This is a genomic window from Microbacterium sp. RG1 (genome assembly GCF_005347485.1).
GTDB lineage: Bacteria > Actinomycetota > Actinomycetes > Actinomycetales > Microbacteriaceae > Microbacterium > Microbacterium binotii_A.
Genome location: NZ_CP034121.1, coordinates 2,387,049 through 2,404,933, shown reverse-complemented (window position 1 = coordinate 2,404,933; position 17,885 = coordinate 2,387,049). Strand labels below are relative to the sequence as shown.

At 70.3% G+C, this 17,885-nt stretch carries 20 protein-coding genes; 13 read left to right on the top strand and 7 right to left on the bottom strand.

Annotated features, from left to right (window positions below; all coding sequences use genetic code 11):
* The first annotated feature begins 88 nt into the window (after nucleotides 1-88).
* On the top strand, nucleotides 89-586 hold the full coding sequence (locus EHF32_RS11665; RefSeq protein WP_137418341.1) for a hypothetical protein: 498 nt from the start codon (nucleotides 89-91) through the stop codon (nucleotides 584-586).
* Nucleotides 587-589: 3 nt separating this feature from the next.
* Here EHF32_RS11665 and EHF32_RS15795 read toward each other — a convergent pair whose 3' ends face one another.
* Nucleotides 590-745 (bottom strand): hypothetical protein, encoded by a 156-nt coding sequence (locus tag EHF32_RS15795; protein WP_161594106.1) that lies wholly within the window; start codon nucleotides 743-745, stop codon nucleotides 590-592.
* A 120-nt stretch (nucleotides 746-865) separates the two neighbouring features.
* Between EHF32_RS15795 and EHF32_RS11660 the strand changes: the two genes are divergently transcribed.
* Entirely contained in the window at nucleotides 866-1,141 is a 276-nt protein-coding gene (locus tag EHF32_RS11660; RefSeq protein WP_137418340.1) for a helix-turn-helix transcriptional regulator, read from the top strand.
* Nucleotides 1,142-1,216: 75 nt separating this feature from the next.
* Nucleotides 1,217-1,588: a DUF6907 domain-containing protein gene (locus EHF32_RS11655; protein WP_137418339.1), complete on the top strand. Its 372-nt coding sequence runs from the start codon at nucleotides 1,217-1,219 to the stop codon at nucleotides 1,586-1,588.
* Nucleotides 1,589-1,596: 8 nt separating this feature from the next.
* Here the strand turns inward: EHF32_RS11655 and purD are convergent, their stop codons facing one another.
* On the bottom strand, nucleotides 1,597-2,883 hold the full coding sequence (purD, locus tag EHF32_RS11650) for a phosphoribosylamine--glycine ligase (protein ID WP_137418338.1): 1,287 nt from the start codon (nucleotides 2,881-2,883) through the stop codon (nucleotides 1,597-1,599).
* Between the two features lie 51 nt (nucleotides 2,884-2,934).
* Between purD and EHF32_RS11645 the strand changes: the two genes are divergently transcribed.
* The 6 genes from EHF32_RS11645 to EHF32_RS11620 all read left to right on the top strand — a co-directional run bounded on the left by EHF32_RS11645 (nucleotide 2,935) and on the right by EHF32_RS11620 (nucleotide 10,893).
* A complete protein-coding gene (locus tag EHF32_RS11645) occupies nucleotides 2,935-3,288 on the top strand; it encodes a sterol carrier family protein (RefSeq protein WP_137418337.1) in 354 nt (117 codons plus the stop codon).
* 72 nt (nucleotides 3,289-3,360) lie between these two features.
* The gene (locus EHF32_RS11640; protein WP_137418336.1) at nucleotides 3,361-4,170 is read left to right on the top strand and encodes an HtaA domain-containing protein; all 810 of its coding nucleotides are present in this window, start codon (nucleotides 3,361-3,363) and stop codon (nucleotides 4,168-4,170) included.
* A complete protein-coding gene (locus tag EHF32_RS16100) occupies nucleotides 4,167-5,270 on the top strand; it encodes a heme/hemin ABC transporter substrate-binding protein (RefSeq protein ID WP_161594105.1) in 1,104 nt (367 codons plus the stop codon). Before EHF32_RS11640 ends, EHF32_RS16100 begins: the two co-directional genes overlap by 4 nt.
* Nucleotides 5,267-6,316: a FecCD family ABC transporter permease gene (locus EHF32_RS11630; RefSeq protein ID WP_238343694.1), complete on the top strand. Its 1,050-nt coding sequence runs from the start codon at nucleotides 5,267-5,269 to the stop codon at nucleotides 6,314-6,316. The genes EHF32_RS16100 and EHF32_RS11630 overlap by 4 nt, the downstream gene beginning before the upstream one ends.
* A complete protein-coding gene (locus tag EHF32_RS11625) occupies nucleotides 6,313-7,089 on the top strand; it encodes a heme ABC transporter ATP-binding protein (protein WP_137418333.1) in 777 nt (258 codons plus the stop codon). Before EHF32_RS11630 ends, EHF32_RS11625 begins: the two co-directional genes overlap by 4 nt.
* A gap of 123 nt (nucleotides 7,090-7,212) precedes the next feature.
* On the top strand, nucleotides 7,213-10,893 hold the full coding sequence (locus EHF32_RS11620; protein ID WP_161594104.1) for an HtaA domain-containing protein: 3,681 nt from the start codon (nucleotides 7,213-7,215) through the stop codon (nucleotides 10,891-10,893).
* Between the two features lie 93 nt (nucleotides 10,894-10,986).
* Here the strand turns inward: EHF32_RS11620 and EHF32_RS11615 are convergent, their stop codons facing one another.
* Nucleotides 10,987-11,508: a GNAT family N-acetyltransferase gene (locus EHF32_RS11615; RefSeq protein ID WP_137419222.1), complete on the bottom strand. Its 522-nt coding sequence runs from the start codon at nucleotides 11,506-11,508 to the stop codon at nucleotides 10,987-10,989.
* 93 nt (nucleotides 11,509-11,601) lie between these two features.
* Between EHF32_RS11615 and EHF32_RS11610 the strand changes: the two genes are divergently transcribed.
* A complete protein-coding gene (locus EHF32_RS11610; protein ID WP_137418331.1) occupies nucleotides 11,602-11,952 on the top strand; it encodes a potassium transporter Trk in 351 nt (116 codons plus the stop codon).
* Between the two features lie 2 nt (nucleotides 11,953-11,954).
* Here EHF32_RS11610 and EHF32_RS11605 read toward each other — a convergent pair whose 3' ends face one another.
* Nucleotides 11,955-12,545 carry a zinc-binding alcohol dehydrogenase gene (locus tag EHF32_RS11605; RefSeq protein WP_137418330.1) on the bottom strand — a complete coding sequence of 197 codons (591 nt, stop codon included), beginning with the start codon at nucleotides 12,543-12,545 and terminating at the stop codon, nucleotides 11,955-11,957.
* 278 nt (nucleotides 12,546-12,823) lie between these two features.
* On the opposite strand from EHF32_RS11605, the gene purM reads away from it, so the two are divergent.
* Complete coding sequence (gene purM / locus EHF32_RS11600) at nucleotides 12,824-13,876, top strand: phosphoribosylformylglycinamidine cyclo-ligase (protein ID WP_234075509.1); 1,053 nt, start codon at nucleotides 12,824-12,826, stop codon at nucleotides 13,874-13,876.
* Between the two features lie 6 nt (nucleotides 13,877-13,882).
* Nucleotides 13,883-15,343, top strand: coding sequence for an amidophosphoribosyltransferase (gene purF, locus EHF32_RS11595; protein WP_137418328.1), 1,461 nt, complete (start codon nucleotides 13,883-13,885; stop codon nucleotides 15,341-15,343).
* 96 nt (nucleotides 15,344-15,439) lie between these two features.
* On the opposite strand, the gene EHF32_RS11590 is transcribed toward purF, so the two are convergent.
* On the bottom strand, nucleotides 15,440-15,634 hold the full coding sequence (locus EHF32_RS11590; RefSeq protein WP_137418327.1) for a DUF3073 domain-containing protein: 195 nt from the start codon (nucleotides 15,632-15,634) through the stop codon (nucleotides 15,440-15,442).
* A gap of 145 nt (nucleotides 15,635-15,779) precedes the next feature.
* Between EHF32_RS11590 and EHF32_RS11585 the strand changes: the two genes are divergently transcribed.
* Entirely contained in the window at nucleotides 15,780-16,274 is a 495-nt protein-coding gene (locus EHF32_RS11585) for a universal stress protein (RefSeq protein WP_137418326.1), read from the top strand.
* A 3-nt stretch (nucleotides 16,275-16,277) separates the two neighbouring features.
* Here the strand turns inward: EHF32_RS11585 and EHF32_RS11580 are convergent, their stop codons facing one another.
* A complete protein-coding gene (locus EHF32_RS11580) occupies nucleotides 16,278-16,883 on the bottom strand; it encodes a PadR family transcriptional regulator (protein WP_137418325.1) in 606 nt (201 codons plus the stop codon).
* Nucleotides 16,883-17,716 (bottom strand): DUF4097 family beta strand repeat-containing protein, encoded by an 834-nt coding sequence (locus EHF32_RS11575; protein WP_137418324.1) that lies wholly within the window; start codon nucleotides 17,714-17,716, stop codon nucleotides 16,883-16,885. The genes EHF32_RS11580 and EHF32_RS11575 overlap by 1 nt, the downstream gene beginning before the upstream one ends.
* Nucleotides 17,717-17,885 lie beyond the last annotated feature (169 nt).

Genomic DNA, 17,885 nt, shown 5'->3' with positions numbered 1-17,885 from the left:
ACAGGATGAGGGCGCCCACCGTAGACGTCGTACGGCCCAGGATCAACCAGCTGCGCGGTCTCGGTGGGCGCTTTCTACCGTGGAAGGCATGAGTAGCCGCATCCGTCCCCTCCTCTTCGGTGGTCTGGCCCTCGCCGCCCTCGGCGCCGCAGGGTGCACCGCCGACGCCGTGCAGACCGACCCGACCGCTGCGCCGGAGACGAGCGCATCGTCGACGAACACCCCGTCCGCCGTGCCCGCCCCGGTGCGCACACCGGATGTCGACGATCCGAGCCAGATCGCGCTCTTCCTCCTCAATCCCGACCATCGGGAGGACTACAACGAGTCCACGGCCGGACCCGGCGTGATCGAGGCCGGACAGGCTCTGCGCATCGATGGCTGGTGCGAAGGGGGGCGTGTGTCGTACGAGCTGATGACGGCGGCTGTCGGAGATGAGAAGCGCTCGATCGCCGGTGGCACGTTCGTCTGCGGCGACGCGATCGTGTCGAACGAATGGGCCTCGGTCGATTACGTGGGGCCCGTTCAGCTCCAGATCACGACCACCGACGACATCTCGACCGGATGGGTGCAGGCGCGCGTGCAGTGACCCTCACGCTCCGAACGTCGTCCTGAGGGCGATGCCGATGGCGAGGAGCCACATCGCCACAGCCAGGGTGGCGGCGAGCAGCGCCGGTGCTCGTTCGATGACGGCCATGAGCGCGATCAGCGCGGTCCGCCGTATGGCGCCGAGACGACTTCTGCGCATTGGTTCCCCATACCGATGAAGCATGTATACATGAGCATGTCATAATGCGGGGATGGGGGCAAGCAGCGATCGCACGTATACATGTGCATGCCAGTGTGCAGTGTGTCCGATGCTGGAACCATGTCCGATCCGTTGCCGCCGTGGGACGACTTCGCGCGCCGGCTGGGAGTCAATCTGCGCCAGGCGCGGGCCCGACGTGGCATCAGCCAGGAACGCGCCGCCCACGCGGCGGGTATCTCCGCCTTCACCTATCGGAAGCTGGAGCGCGGCGAGTCGAACCCGGGCACACCGGCCAACCCGCGACTTCGCACGCTCGTCGCGCTTGCAGAGGTGCTCGACACCCCCGTCGAACGGCTGCTCCCGCCGATGCCGGAGGGGATCGCGGAAGGCCGCTGATCGCGCTCGCGCGGCGGATGTCGCTGCCTCGTGCGTGAATGTCGTCGTGCCCGCTCGATGACTCTGGAGTGAAGCATGCCCGCGAGCCGGCCGTCCTGGCAGATGCACGAGTGTCCGACCTGGTGCGAGGGTGGGCACCGAGAGGACGATCACGTCGACGATCGTCTGCACCGCGCAGTCGGTGAGGCGGTCGAGATCCTTCTCGGTCCGGATGCGACGACGACCGTCCAGCTGGAGTTCGCGGTGTGGCGCCGCGATGGTCGGGCCGACACCTGGTTCTACGTCGGGGCCGGGCCCGGGAGCGAGCTGCAGATCCCCCTCGCCGATGCTCCTCGGGTTCTGCGGAGCGCGCTGAGGTTGGCGGGGGTGGAGGATACGGGTGTCGAGGAACGGCTGTTTGCTGCACTGGCCCGCTACGCGGAGTCTCCCGTAGAGACGATCCGGTAGGCCGGGACTCAGCCGGCGACGCGCGCCGCGATGTCGGTGCGGTACTGCCCGCCCGCCAGTTCGATCGCATCCAGTGCGCGGTAGGCGCGGTCACGGGCGGCGGCGAAGTCGTCGGCCACGGCCACCACGTTCAGCACGCGCCCGCCCGTCGCGACGAGTCCACCGTCCTGGTCCCGGGTGGCGGCGTGGGCGATGTGCACGCCCTCGACGGATGCGGCCGCATCCAGCCCCGCGAGCGCGCGGCCCGTGACGGGCGCCGCCGGATAGCCCTCGCTCGCGAGCACGACCGTCACCGCGGACGCGTCGGAGAACTCCGGCCGCGGTTCGTCCTCGAGCGTTCCGGATGCCGCCGACAGGAGAAGCTGCGAGAGCGGGGTGACCAGGCGCGGCAGCACGACCTGCGTCTCCGGGTCGCCGAAACGGGCGTTGAACTCGATGACCTTGACACCGGTGTCGGTGAGGATGAGGCCGGCGTAGAGCAGCCCGATGAAGGGCGTGCCCTCGCGATCGAGTTCGCGGATGACGGGAAGGGCGACGGTCTCGGTCACGAGGTCGACGAACGAGCGCTCGTCGCCGAAGCGCTCGGCGAGCCAGGGGAGCGGGGAGTACGCACCCATGCCGCCCGTGTTGGGGCCGCTGTCACCGTCGCCCAGGCGCTTGAAGTCCTGCGCCGGGCTGAGCGGCCGCACGGTGTCGCCGTCGCTGAGGAAGAAGAGCGAGACCTCGGGGCCCGAGAGGAACTCCTCGATGAGCACGGCACCGCTCGGGAGGAACTCGGCCGCGTGGGCGAGCGCCGCATCGCGGTCCTCGGTGACGATGACGCCCTTGCCGGCGGCGAGCCCGTCGGCCTTGACGACGTGCGGAGCGCCGAGGTCGTCGAGTGCTGCGCCCACCTCGTCGATGGTCTGCGCGCGCACCGCGCGGCCGGTGGGGACGCCCGCCGCATCCATGATCCGCTTCGCGAAGGTCTTGGAACCCTCGAGCTGTGCGGCGGCACGGCCGGGTCCGAAGACCGGGATGCCGCGCTCGCGCAGCGCATCAGCGACGCCGGCGACGAGGGGCGCTTCGGGGCCGATGACCACGAGATCGATCGCGTGGGCGTTGGCGTACTCCGTGACGGCGGTGGGGTCCTCGGGGTTCAGTACCGCGCCGCCGGGCACGTGGGCGATGGCGGCGTCCCGAGCGATTCCGGCGTTGCCCGGCGCTGCGAGGATCTCGTGGTGCGTCTGTTCGGAGGCGAGCGCGAGGATGATGGCGTGCTCGCGCGCGCCGGAGCCGAGAACGAGGATCTTCACCCGCCCCACCCTACCGAGAGCCGCTCGCGGGCGCCGGGGTAGCGTGGCGTCATGCCGCGCATCACTACCGACGCCGGCCGCGCTGCGCTCGCCGCGGTGTCGGCGGCCGAATCGCCCGCTCGCCCCGATCTCGCCACCGCCGTGCGGTATCTCCTGCAGCTGCTCGCGGAGAAGGCGCCCGGTCACACGGTCGAGGTGCGTGTGCCGCCCTTCGGCGCGGTGCAGATCATCGAGGGGCCGCGGCACACCCGCGGCACGCCGCCGAACGTCGTGGAGACCGACGCGCGTACGTGGATCGCCCTCGCGACGGGGCTCGAGTCGTGGTCGGATGCGGCGGCCGCCGGCCGCATCCGCGCCTCCGGCACCAGGTCGGACGTCTCCGATCTGCTTCCCCTGCGTCCGTAACGCCGCGGGGGCCGGCACGACCATCCGCTAGGGTAGGCAAGGCTTACCTCACTACTCCGGAATGGTCCCGCCATGCTCCTTCGCTCTGCCGCGTCCGCGATCACCCTGGCCGTCGCTCTGCTCGCCGTGCCCACGGGCGCCGTCGCGACGGAGCGCGCGAACGAGGCGTGCGCGGTGACCGGCGGCTTCTTGACCTGGGGCTTCAAGGAGTCGTTCCGCTCCTACATCTCCGGCACGATCGCGAAGGGGTCGTGGGAGCCCGTCGACGGTGCGTCCTACGCGACGCCGGTCTTCAGCTGGCCGGCGACCGGTGGAAGCATCGACCCTGTGACCGGCGAGGGTTCGGTGTCCTTCGGCGGCGGCGTCCGCTTCACCGGACACAACGGACTGCTCGACACCACGATCGCCCAGCCGACCCTCGTCATGGGCTCCACGGGCGGGCACCTCCTGCTCGACGTCAGCGGCCTCTCGATGGACGACGCGCTGGCCGGGGCGACCGACCAGGTGCACTCCGCCACGCAGGTCGACTTCGTCACGCTGGATCTCGCAGCCGTCGCGCCCACGACGACCGGCACGGGGATGTCCGCGGCGGAGGTGCCGACCGCCATCACCGCGGACGGGTACGCACAGTTCGGGAACTACGAGACCGGGACGGCGTTCGACCCGATCTCCTTCGACCTGACGCTCGAATGCGCCGATCCCGAGCCCTCGCCCGCCGCATCGGCGGAGCCCTCGCAGACGCCTGTGGCGGCGGAGCTCGTCGACGAGGCGTCGACGCCCGCCTGGGGGTGGGGCATCGGTGCCGCTGTCGCCGTCGCCGCCGCTGCTGCGACCGTGATCATCGCCGCCGTCCGGCGCCGCGCGCGCGGAGGGCGGTCGTGAGACGTCGGCTGCTCGTCGTCGCGGTGGCGACCGCCGTCACGTTGCTGGTCGGCTGTGCCGCACACGACCCGTCGGCGTCACCGGCACCGGCCGGCTCGGCGGCGCAGCCTCGGCCGATCTCCGACCTCGACGTCCTCGAGGATCCGCGCTCGTACGAGGGCCCGTCGACAGCCGTGCTGCCCGACGCGGCGATCGTCCCGGTCGTCGACGAGCCCGCGCAGTCGCTGCCGACGACGGCGCTCTCCCACGATCTCGGCGGGGTGAGCGAGGTGACCGTCGACGACACGTCCCGTGTCGTCGCGATGGACCTCGCCGGTTCGCTGGCGGCGACGGTGTGGGGGCTCGGCTTCGGCGACTCCCTCGTCGGGCGTGACGTGTCGACCGTCTTCCCGGGCGTCGAGGATCTGCCTGTGGTCACGACGGGCGGGCACACCGTCAGCTCCGAGGCGGTCATCGCGCTTCGCCCCACCCTCGTCATCACGGACGGCTCGATCGGGCCGAGGGACGTGGTCGAACAACTGAGGGATGTGGGCATCCCCGTCGTCTTCGTCGAGAACGAGGCGTCCTTCGCCGGGGCGCAGCAGCTGGCCCGGGACGTCGCGGCGGTGTTCGGTGCGCCCGCGGCGGGGGAGGCCCTCGCCGTACGCATCGGCGACGAGGTCGATCGCGCGCGAGCCGACATCGCCGCCGTCACGCCCGTGAGCGACGCGGATCGGCTGCGCATGGTGTTCCTCTACCTGCGGGGAACGGCCGGCGTGTACTACCTCTTCGGCGAAGAGTCCGGCGCAGACGAGATCATTCGCGCGCTGGGCGGCGTGGACGTCGCCGGAGAGCTCGGATGGGACGGGATGCGGCCCCTCACCGACGAGGCGATGGTCGCCGCGAATCCGGACCTCATCCTGGTCATGTCCGGCGGCATCGAGTCCGTCGGAGGCGTCGACGGGCTTCTCGCGTCGAAGCCGGCGATCGCCATCACGACCGCCGGGGCCCACCGCCGCTTCGTCGACATGGCAGATGGCCAGATCCTCTCGTTCGGGCCGCGCTCGGCCGAGGTGCTCGAGGCGCTGGCGCGCGCCGTGTACGCGCCGACCGCGTCGTGAGCGCACGGGCGCTGCGGACCCGTCGGACGCTGGTGGGCGGCACGGCCGCCGTCCTCCTGGTCGTCGGGGTGCTCCTGTCGGCGGGCGTCGGGCAGCTGCCCATCCCCGCATCCGAGGTCGTCGGATCCCTGCTGCGCGCGATCGGAATCGCGAACCCTTGGGCGCCGGGCGATCCGCTCGTGGAGCAGACCCTGTGGCAGATCCGCTTCCCGCGCGTCGTCATGTCGCTGCTCGTGGGTGCGCTGCTGGCTGTGGCCGGGGCCGTGATGCAGTCGATCTTCGGAAACCCGCTCGCGGAGCCGGGCGTCGTCGGCGTCTCCTCGGGTGCCGCCGTCGGCGCGGCCGCATCCATCACGCTCGGTCTGGCCGCCTTCGGTGGGTGGACCACCGCGGTGTTCGCCTTCCTGGGCGGCCTCGCCGCGACAGGCATCGTCTACGCGACCGCGCGGGCCCAAGGGCGCACCGAGTCGGTCACGCTGATCCTCACCGGCATCGCCGTGAACGCGTTCGCGGGCGCGGCCCTGGCCGTGTTCATGTTCGTCGGGGACACCGCCTCTCGTGAGCAGATCGTCTTCTGGCAGCTCGGCTCCATGAACGGCTCGCGGTGGGACGAGGTCGGCGTCGTCGCCGTCGTCGGCGTGCTCTCCGCGGCGGGCGCTCTGGCGCTGGCGCGGAGGTACGACCTGCTGGCGCTCGGAGAGCGGACGGCGGCGCACCTCGGCGTGCGCGTGGAGCGGCTGCGGATCGTCTCGATCGTCCTCGTGGCTTCCATGACCGGTGTCGCCGTCGCGTTCGTGGGAATCATCGCGTTCGTCGGACTCGTCGTCCCTCACCTCGCGCGGATGCTGCTGGGTCCCGCCAATCGCCCGCTGCTGGTCGCGTCGCTGCTCGGCGGCGCCGTGCTCCTCGTCTACGCCGACCTGCTGGCCCGCACCCTCGTGCCCGCGGCCGACCTGCCCATCGGCATCCTCACCTCTCTCATCGGCGGCCCGTTCTTCTACTGGCTCATCCGGCGCAGCCGCCGTCGGGGCGGAGGCTGGGCATGAGCGCCATAGCCATCCGTCTCGACGCAATCGGTCTGCGCCTGGGCGGTGCCGACATCCTGCGCGACATCAGCCTGGGCATCGGGTTCGGGCGGGTCGTCGCGCTCGTGGGACCCAACGGAGCAGGCAAGTCCAGCCTGATGGGGATCATGGCGGGGGACGTGCGGCCCGCGTCCGGCGAGGTGCTGTTGGGCGGGCGACCCATCGGCGCTCTCCGGCCCTCGGAGCTCGCGCGGATGCGGTCCGTGCTGCTGCAGGAGAACCGCGTCGCCTTCGCGTTCACCGCGCACGACGTTGTGGAGATGGGTCGCGCTCCGTGGCAGGGGGCGGGCGACGGAAGAGATGACGTCGCCATCGTTGAGGCCATGGCGGCCGCGGATGTCGCGCATCTCGCCGAGCGGACCTACGCATCGCTCTCGGGGGGCGAGAAGGCTCGTGTCTCACTCGCGCGGGTGCTCGCGCAGGAGACGCCCGTGGTGCTGCTCGACGAGCCGACGGCGGCGCTGGATCTCCGGCATCAGGAGGACGTCCTCCGGATCGCCCGCCGACTCGCCGCCGCCGGCCGCGCGGTCGTGGTCGTGCTCCACGACCTCTCGCTGGCCGCCGCATACGCGGACGAGGTGGCGATGGTCGCCGCCGGAACGCTCGCCGCGTTCGGCGCCCCCGCCGACGTGATCACGGCCGATCGTGTCGAGTCCGTGTACGCCACACCCGTACGGATTCTCGCCGATCCCGATACGGGCCGGCCGATCGTCTTGCCGCGGCGGTCCGCGTAACGAGCACATATCGAATTCCCAGATTAGAGTTTGGTAAGGCTAAGCTAACTCTTGCATGGCTTCACGCCGCAATCGTGTCGCGCTGAGCGCGCCTGTCCATCTCTTCCCGCAAGGAGTAGACCCGTGCAAGAAACCAAGAGAGTGCCGCTCAGACGGCTGCTCGCGAGTGCGCTGACGGCCGCGCTCGTCGCATCCGGAGCCGCCCTGGGCGCGGCGGTGCCCGCTCAGGCTCAGGTCGGCGAGGCGACGCTGTCGTGGGGCGTCAAGCAGAGCTTCGTCAACTACATCAACGGCCCGATCGCGCACGGCTCGATCACCGCGACGGCGTCGACGGTGAGCAGCACCGCGCCCTTCTCGTGGACGGCCGGGACGAGCACGGTCGATGCGGATGCCGCCTCCGGCACCGCGTCGTTCCCGGGCGGAATCCACTTCGTCGGACACGAGGGACAGCTCGATCTCACGATCAGCGACCCCCGGATCACGCTGACGGGGACGGCGAGCGCCACCCTGTACGCCGATGTGGTCTCGAAGAGCCTCTCGAGCGGCTCGTTCGAGACGTTCGATGACATTCCGTTCGCCACGTTGGCGCTCCCCGCGGTCAGCAAGACGGCGTCCGAGGCAACGTGGACCAACGTCGCGGCCACCCTGACGGCGCAGGGCGCCGCAGCCTTCGCGGGCTTCTACGGAGACGGCACGGCGCTGGACGCACTGAGCTTCACGGTGCCGGTGGCCGCGCCGGCTGCAGCGACCGTGACGACGCTGTCCGTCTCGCCCGCGGGAACCTCGATCGAGGGAGCATCCGTCGAGCTGACCGCGGCGGTCATGCCCGCGGCATCCGGCTCGGTCGAGTTCTTCGACGGCACCGCGTCCTTGGGCAGTCGCGCGGTCGACGCCGGGACGGCGTCCGTCTCCACCGGCACCCTCTCTGTCGGCGACCACAGCCTCACCGCCGTGTTCACGCCGTCGGATGCGGCCGCGTACGCGAGCTCCACCTCGACCGCCGTCGCGCACTCGGTCAGCGCGGCCCCGCAGCAGCCGACGTTCCAGCCGGCGCTCTCCGTGTTCCTCGCGGACGGTGTGACGCCGTACACGGGGCAGGCCGTCTACACGGGCGACCAGCTCGTCGTGAAGGGGTCCGGGTTCGACCCGGCCGCGAACGTCGGAGGGCGCGGGGCGCCGATCCCGGCGACGCTGCCGCAGGGCGACTACGTCGTCTTCGGTTCTTTCCTGGGGAACTGGAAGCCGTCGACATCCGCTCCGAGCACGGCGCGCAAGGTCGTCTCGCAGAAGTGGGCACTGGCCGCATCCGTCCTCGAGCAGGTCCCGACGCAGTACCAGTCGGCGATCCGTTCGCAGTGGGTGGAGATCACCGCGGCGGGAACCTTTACGGCGACGCTCGACGTGAAGGACTTCTCCTCCGCGCTGCCCGACGGCACCTGGGGGGTCTACACGTACGGTGCCGGCGGTGTGGTCAACGCTGCGCAGGAGCTGTCCGTTCCGGTCAACTACCTCGGCGAGCGCCCCGTCGTGCCGGCCCCGGCGTTGACGGTCACCCCCGACACCGACCTCGATCCCGCCGGCGACACCCTCACGGTCTCGGGCACGAACTATGTGAAGCCCGCCTCCGACAGCGGCTTCACGGCACGGTTCGGATGGGTGAAGGACACCTGGAAGCCGTCAGAAGGCGGCAAGAACGCCGATCGTCCGGGAGCGGTGATCACGCGCGTATCCGCCGCGGCGAGCGACTCCAGCATCGCGTGGACCGACAACGGCGACGGAACCGTCGACTTCGAGTGGACGATCGACGTGTCGGAGGCGGCTGCCAACGAGAAGAAGCCCGAGGATGGCAACCCGAAGCTCGGCGTTTTCACCTTCGGGAACACCGCAAGCCAGGGGACGCAGCCCGACAACGAACTGTTCGTCCCGGTCGCCTGGGCCGAGGCGGAGCCCCAGCCGGAGCCGACGGCCGACCCCAAGGTGACCGTCACTCCGAACGAGAACCTCGACCCCGCGGTCGAGAACGTGCTGACGGTGTCGGGAACCGGATTCCGGGGTGCCTCCGCCATCAACGGCGCCTACGTGCTCTTCGGTGAGACTGCCGTCTGGCAGGGCGAAGGCCCGCTGCCGTCGGCCGGATGGATCACGCAGGCATGGGTGATGCCCGGACAGATCGTGGACGGTGCCTTCAGCCTCCAGGTGACCGTTCCGGCGGGCACCCTCGACGGCTCGAAGAGCTACAACGTGGCCACCTCTGCCGCGCACATGCTCTCGGTCACCGACCGTTCGCTCGACACGTTCACGCCCGTGAGCGTCGCGCGGCAGGGTGGCGACATCTCCGGCGCCACGCTCACGTGGGGCGTGAAGCAGTCGTTCCGCTCCTACATCACCGGCCCGATCGCGAAGGGATCCATCTCCCTCGATCGCGTGGCGCAGAACTCCGAGGGGCTGTTCATCTGGTCGAACGGCGTGGGTGAGTATGACCTGGCGGATGCCGCCGGCTCGGTCGACTACCCCGGCTCGGTGCACCTCACCGGTCACGACGGTCAGCTGAACATGCTGCTCGCCAACCCCCGGGTGGAGGTGACGAATGCCGAATCGGGCGTGCTCTACCTCGATGTCACCTCGCGTGCGCTGGACGGCACCGTCACGAGCGACACGGCCGTGCCGTTCGCCTCGCTGGCGCTGTCCGCCCCGGTCTCGACCGAGGATGCGGCGACGTGGGTGAACTCCGCGGCCACGCTCACCGAGCAAGGCGCCGCGAGCTTCGCGGGCTTCTACGCCGCTGGCACGGCGCTGGACCCGGTCACGTTCACCTTCCCGGTGGGTGGCGAGGTCACGCCGGTCGTGGGTGTGAGCAGCAGCTCGGTCGCCCAGGGCGGCACGCTCACCATCACCGGCTCCGGCTTCGACGAGAACGAGCTGGTCTCGGCTGAGATCCACTCCGATGTCGTGACCCTGCCCGCCCAGGCGGCCGTGGGTGGCGTGGTGAGCTTCGCGTGGACCGTGCCGGCCGATTTCGCGACGGGTGTGCACACCGTGTACCTGTTGCGTGCGGGCGACACTCTGCAGTCGGCCCTGTCGACGACCTTCACCGTCACCGCTCGCGCGGAGACGCCCGGCGGCGGGACTGATCCCGTCGTGTCGCAGCCCGTCGACGAGCAGCCCGCCGCGCAGGTCTGCGTTGCGCAGTCCGTCTCCGGCGCCTCGATCCAGTGGGGTGTCAAGGAGTCCTTCCGCAGCTACATCACCGGTCCGATCGCCAAGGGCTCCATCTCCGGCGGCTGGGGCTCGGGCTCGGGGGCGTACAGCGCCGACACCGACCGAGGCCGGGTGAGCTACGGCGGATCCGTCCACTACACGGGGCACAACGGCCTGCTCGATCTGACGCTGTCGAACCCGCGCATCCAGGTCAACAGCGCCACGTCGGCGTCGCTGATCCTGAACGTGCAGTCGAAGGGGTTCAACGGGTCGCCGGACGTCGATGCCTCCGGCGTCGTGTTCGCCACGCTGTCCCTCCCGACCGCGAGCGAGTCGTCCGGTCGCATCGCGTGGAACGGCGCGAGCGCCACCCTCACCGCCGCCGGCGCGGAGGCCTTCGCGGGCTTCTACACCGCCGGGACCGCGCTCGACGCCGTGTCGTTCTCGTTCCCGTTGGGCGCGCAGGTCGCGTGTGACGCTACGACCGACCGCGCCTTGGCCTCGACGGGCGCCAGCGCCCCGACGGGCGCGCTGTGGCTCGGCATCGGCGTCATCGCCTTCGGCGGGATGCTGCTGATCGCCGTGCGACGCCGTCAGCGAGCCTGACAGACTCGACGCCCCGCGAACGGCTTCCGCGGGGCGTCGAAACCCGAAGCGCCGGTCCTGGGGGCCGGCGCTTCGGCGTGCTGCGGGGCACTGTCACTCGTGGAGGATGATTTGGTACAGGTTGTGGTCCTGCCAGCGGCCCGCGATCCGGAGGTACCGCGGAGCCATGCCGATCTGCTCGAAGCCGGCCTTGCGCAGCACGCTCTGCGAAGCGAGATTGTGCGTCAGGGTGCTCGCCTCCACGCGGTGCAGCCCGAGCTCCCCGCGCGCAGCGGACAGGATCGCCTTCACCGCAGCGGTCGCCAGTCCCCGTCCCGCGACGTCGCGATCGACCCAGTAGCCGAGTCCTCCGCTCTGGAACGGACCCCGGACGATCCCCGCGAGATTGAACCTCCCGACGATCCGCGCGCCCTGAAGCACGCCCAGGGAGTACCCGGTGCCGGCCGTGCTCGCCGCCAGCCGGCTCTCGAGGTCCTCTTCTTGGCCGGCCTGTGTGAAGAAGCGATCCGGTCGCAGCGGCTCCCAGGGGGCAAGGTGCGCACGGTTGCGTCGATACGCTGCGGCCAGCTCGCGCGCATCGCTCAATGCCAAGGGGCGGAGGGTGAAGCCCTCCATCAGATCGACAGCAGCTCTCACCCGATCCACGATAGGAGCGATGCGCCCGCGCAGCGGCCCAGCCGTGTGTGCAGCGGATGAGACAATGGACCCATGGCCCCCGAGCCGCAGGACCCCCAGACCCCCCGCACGGTCACCGATGAACACGTCGAGACCCTGCGGGTGCGTCGCGCGCCCAAGTACGGTGTCTTCCTCGTTCTGGGTGCAGCCGTGGGTGTGCTCGTCGCGATGATCCTGACCTTCGTGTTCCACGGCACCGAGGAGCCGAGCGCAGCGGGCGTGCAGTACACCCAGATGCAGGTGTTCGGCTTCCTCGCCCTCGTCTGCGCCGTCGTCGGCCTGACTGTCGGCGGAGTCATCGCCCTCCTTCTCGACCGGGCGATGGCGCGACGCGCCCGCGACGTCTCGGTCGAGGTGGCCCACGTCCGCCGCGACGAGGACTGAGCTCAGGCCAGTTCCGCGATGATCGGGTGGATCGCCGCGTCGAAGGCCACCACATCCCCGCGCAGCCCGTCGGTCACGGCGATCGTGAGGGAGCCGATCCACCAGAGCCCGCGCTGGGCGAGCGGCAGCACCTGCACGTTCAGCTCGAACGAGTGCGCGCGCCTGCCCACCTCGCGCTCGTGCACGGCGATCGCGCTCGCGTACGCGCGGTAGGACGAGCCGCGCACGCGATCGGTGTGGACCGCGCTGGCGGACCGTGCGAAGGCGAGCGCAGCGCCGGCATGCGGGACGATCGCCGCACGCAGCTCGTCGGCTCCGTCGGCGGGGAGCGCGAGCAGCGTGTCCATGCCCGCGACGAGCTCCAGCGGCACCTCGGACGGGTGCGCGAGCGGCTCGACGGTCATCGCCCACAGTGCCCGCCACTGCCTCTCCAGCACCGCATCCGCCTGGGGCGCGTCGGTGGGCACGCCAGGCAGCCCTGGCAGTTCGTCGGGGCTGCGGATGCCGAGCATCTGCCGTAGGTAGAGCGCGGCGAGCACGCTCGGCCCCGCGTCTTCGCGGACCACCCATTGCGGCCTCTCGGCGCTCGGCATGCCGACATTGTAGGGGCCGCCCGCCCCTCGCCGGGTGCGTTGCGCCCAGGCGCGCATCTCACCGGTATCCGTGCGACGACGTGTGCACGACCGATCGCACCTCGGCCGGCTCATGCGCCTCGTGCGTACATGTGCGTCCCACCGATCGTGCAGATGTCGCACCGCTCTCCCGCAGCGGAGCGACGGTGCGTTCGTCCGGGTAGGCTGAGGGGGTGGCTCCCGATCCCTATGCCGCCGCGGGTGTAGACACCGCCGCGGGTGATCTGGCCGTCGAACTCATGAAGTCGGCCGTGCGTCGCACTCAGGGCCCCGAGGTCCTGGGTGGTGTCGGCGGATTCGCAGGGCTGTTCGACGCCTCCGCTCTTCTCGGCTACCGCCGGCCGCTGCTGGCCTCCAGCACCGACGGCGTGGGCACCAAGGTCGCCATCGCGCAGGCGATCGACAAGCACGACACGATCGGTCAGGATCTGGTCGGCATGGTCGTCGACGACATCGTCGTGGTCGGCGCCAAGCCGCTGTTCATGACGGACTACATCGCGTGCGGCAGGGTCGTCCCCGAGCGCATCGCCGCCATCGTGCGCGGCATCGCCGAGGGGTGCGAGGCCACCGGAACGGCGCTTGTGGGCGGCGAGACGGCCGAGCACCCCGGGCTCCTCGGGGTCGCGGACTACGACGTCGCGGGTGCCGCGACCGGCGTGGTCGAGGCCGACCGTGTGCTGGGCGCCGATCGCGTCCGCCCCGGCGACGCCGTGATCGCCCTGGCCTCGAGCGGGCTCCACGCCAACGGCTACTCGCTCGTGCGTCACATCGTCGCTCGTGCGGGCGTGCAGTACGGCGACCACGCGGCCGACTTCGGCCGCACGTGGGGCGAGGCCCTCCTCGAGCCCACCCGTCTCTACACGACGCCGATCCTCGCGCTCATCGACGAGCTCGGCGCCGACGTGCACAGCCTCAGCCACGTGACCGGCGGCGGCATCGGTGCGAACCTTGCCCGCGTGCTCGCGCCCGGAAGCTGGGTCGAGGTCGACCGCTCCACGTGGTCGCCTGCTCCGGTGTTCCGGGTGCTCGCCGATCTCGGCGACCTGGAGCTCGAGGCCACCGAGGGCACGTGGAACCTGGGCATCGGATTCTTCGCGGTCATCTCCGCCGAGCGCGTGGATGCGGCCGCATCCGTCCTCGCCCGGTACGGCATCGATGCGTGGCAGGTCGGCGTCGTGGGCGAGGGAGCCCGGGCCGACGGTGAATGGATCGAAGGCGCCAAGGGCGTCGACGGCGGTGCCGTGCGCCTGGTGGGCGCCTACGGCGACAGCACGCGAGACGGAGCGAAGTAACACCTCATGTGCGGCATCGTCGGAATGGTCGGGCAGGGTCCGATCAATCAGGACATCTACGACTCCCTCCTTCTGCTGCAGCACCGCGGACAGGACTCCACCGGCATCGCGACCGCCGAGGGCACGGGCGTCTTCCACATCGCCAAGGCGAAGGGGCAGGTGCGCGAGGCGTTCCGCACCCGTGACATGCGCGCCCTCCTCGGTGAGATCGGGCTCGGTCACGTGCGTTACGCGACGAAGGGAACGGCATCCAACGAAGAAGAGGCGCAGCCCTTCTACGTCAACGCGCCCTACGGCATCGTCTTGGTGCACAACGGCAACCTGACGAACACGCGAGAGCTCACCGAGGAGCTGTTCCGCAAGGATCGCCGCCACCTCAACACGAGCTCCGACACCGAGCTGCTCGTCAACGTGCTCGCCGGTGAGCTGCAGGCCGAGATCCCGGGTCTCGAGCTGGACGCCGAGCAGGTCTTCCGCGCCGTCGCGCGGGTGCACGAGCGCGTCGAGGGCTCGTACGCCGCGATCGCCCTGATCGCCGGTCACGGTCTGCTGGCCTTCCGGGACCCGTTCGGCATCCGCCCGCTCATCCTCGGTCGCCGCTCCAACCCGGACGGTCACGACGAGTGGGTCGTGGCCTCCGAGTCGCTCGTGCTCGACAACGCCGGCTTCGAGGTCGTCCGCGACGTCGCTCCCGGCGAGGCCGTGTTCGTCGCGCTCGACGGCACGCTCCACGCACGCCAGTGCGCGAGCGACACGACACTCGCGCCGTGCTCGTTCGAGTACGTGTACCTCGCGCGTCCCGACTCGGTCATGAACGGCATCTCGGTGTACGAGACGCGACTGCGCATGGGCGACCGCCTCGCCGACACGATCGCGAAGTACACCCCGCAGGGCAAGATCGACGTGGTCATGCCGATCCCGGACTCGTCGCGTCCCGCGGCGATGCAGGTCGCCCGCAAGCTCGGTATCGAGTACCGCGAGGGCTTCTACAAGAACCGCTACGTGGGTCGGACGTTCATCATGCCCGGCCAGGCCGTGCGCAAGAAGAGCGTGCGTCAGAAGCTCAACGCCATGCCGAGCGAGTTCAAGGGCAAGAACGTGCTGCTGGTCGACGACTCGATCGTGCGTGGCACGACGAGCAAGGAGATCATCCAGATGGCGCGCGACGCGGGCGCCCTGTCGGTGACGTTCGCCTCGGCCGCGCCGCCCGTGCGGTTCCCGCACGTGTACGGCATCAACATGCCGTCGCGGCACGAGCTGGTCGCGCACGGCCGGACGATCCCCGAGATCGCCGAGGAACTCGGCGCCGACTACATGGTCTACCAGGAGATCGATGACCTGAAGGCGGCGATCCTCGAGGGCTCGGACATCACCGACCTCGATATGAGCTGCTTCGACGGCCGCTACGTCACCGGAACCGTCAGCGACGAGTACCTGGCCTGGGTCGAGGGCACGCAGACATCCTGACACCACAGAGCAGCCGCACGGGCACCGATGCGGTGCGCCGTGCGGCCTGGCTGTGACGACGAGCGGGCGAGGTGCCGCTGCGTGGGCGCCGGTGGGTTACCGGGCGCCCTCGAGCGAGTCCTCGTCCTCGTCTTCGTCCTCGTATTGGTCGGCCCACTTGTCGACGTACTCGTTCTCGTCACTCGGGTGACCGAGTTCGCGCTCGAGCGCCGCGTAGTTCACCGACGGGCTGAATGACTTCAGCTCACGGGCGATCTTCGTGTGCTTCGCCTTCTGACGGCCACGCCCCATGCGAGACCCCCTCATATTCTGACGGCGAGGGCTGCAGCTGGCGCCCGTCGCATCCGCGTAGTCCGGTTTCTGAACCGGGAAGAGTAGCATCAACAATAACACGGCGGTTCGCGGGGTCTCTCCCGCGGCCGCCCGCGGAGGAGTCATGAGCGAAGAAGCTGTCGGGCCGGTCGTGCTGGGAGCGACCGCGGACCTTCCCGATCGAGTGTGGAACGAGGCCGCCCGCTACGCGCGGCTCTTCGGGCGTGATCTCATCGTCGCGTATGTGGATGTGACCCGGTTCGTCACCTATGCCGATCCCGACGGTGTCCAGCACAGCGCGCCCATCGATATCAACCTCGCGGCGGGGCAGGCCCAGGCGGACGCGGTGCGTGACCGAGCCGAGAAGCTCCTCGAGCCGGATGCGTGGACGCTGCGCTCGCTCGTCGGCGATCCCGCGATGGCGCTGAAGGATCTGGCCGATCAGGTGGACGCCGTGATGATCGTGGTCGGCACCCGCAGGCGCGGATTCGGTGAGACCCTGCGGGAGTTCTTCACCGGCTCCGTCGCCGCGCGCTTGGCGCACCGCCAGCACCGGCCGGTGCTCGTCGTCCCCCTCGAGGAGCCCCTGGCCGACGCCGACGACCCCTGGGTCGAATAGCTCCTAACCGCGCAGTCCGCGGGTGAGTTCGCGCGCCGCCGCATCCATCGCCTCGATGAAGGCGTCGACCGCTGACGCGGAGAGCTGGCCGCCGCGGGCGACGTGCGTGCGCATGTCGGCGCGCACCTGCGTGCGGAACTCGGTGACCGCCGCCTCTGCACGTCGCAGTTGTTCGCGTGCCGCGCTGCGCTCGTCGTCCTCATGGGGGCGGGCGGGAGCGTCCCGGTCCGCCTTGGACGCTGCGGCGAGATCGGCGCGCAGGCTCCGCATCGCCTCGCGCACACTGCCACGTACCTCCTGGGCGATGAGGCGCACGGAGTCGGCGAGGTCGGACTGGATGCCCTCGAGCTCGCCCGCACGGGCCGCGACCTCGGCGCGCCCCGCATCCGTGATCGCGTAGACCGTCTTGCGACCGTCGACCGTCTTGGTGACCAGGCCCTCCTCCTCCAGCTTCGCGAGGCGGGGATAGATCGTGCCGGCGCTCGGCGTGTAGGTGCCGCCCGTGCGGTCGGCGAGTGCCTGCATGAGGTCGTAGCCGTGGCGCGGGGACTCGTCGAGGAGGCTCAGCAGATACAGGCGCAGGTCGCCGTGCGAGAACACCGGGGCCATCACTGCTCGCCCTCCGCGGCGGAGCGGCGCAGGACCGTGATGTCGCCCGAGACCGAGTTCGCCCGGACGTCGACGAAGCTGCCGCTGAGCTCGCCGATCGAGCCGGAGTAGTTCGTGGTGGGTCCGCTGCCTCGGCCGGACTGTGGCACCCCGTCGATCTGCACGCGTCCGCTGACACTGCGCACCACGTAGTTGGCGGGCAGTCCCGCATCCAGGCGGATGGTGGTGCTGCCGGCGACGGTGTTCAGCCCGATCTGGTGCACCGGCCCGAGCGCGTCGATCATCATGCTGCCGGACACCGTGTCGACCGTCGCCTTCGTGATGCGGCCCGTCGCCGTCACGTCACCGGAGACGCTGTTCGCGTTCAGCGCGCCGTCGAGTCCTCGGCTCTGGACGTCGCCCGACACGGCGTTCACGGTGAGGTCACCGCTCAGTCCGTCCACGATCACGTCGCCCGAAACCGTGTTGACGCGCGCATCCGCGGCGAGGCCGGAGACGAGGGCGCTGGCGTTCACGACGCCGAGGGTGAGCGCGATGTCCGCGGGCACCGCGACGCTGATCTCGGCCTTGGGGCCTCCGGAACCGAAGTTGCGGAACACCTCGAGGAAGTTGTCCCAGCGCAGTTGCGGGTGGTCGATCTCGATGCGGCCGTCTTCGGCGGAGATGCGCAGATCCTTGGTCGTCACGGCGTGCACTTCGATGCGCACTCCGGGTTCGTCGTGGGCGACGATGTCGATCTCACCGCCGACCAGGCCCACCTTCAGGTGCGTGATGTCGTCCAGGTCGATCACGCGGGTCTCGCCGGGGTGGATGAGCCACTTTTCCGGTGCCATGTCGGTTCTCCTCGTCTATCGAGATATATCGCGTTGTGAAGATAACACGATATATCTCGATTCGGAAGACCCGAACTCCTGCGAAGTGGCTTATCCGGTTGCCGAGCCCCGCTGCCGCGCGGATTCTGCAGGAGTTCGGGAGCGCGGGCGGAGGCGCGGGTGTGACTCA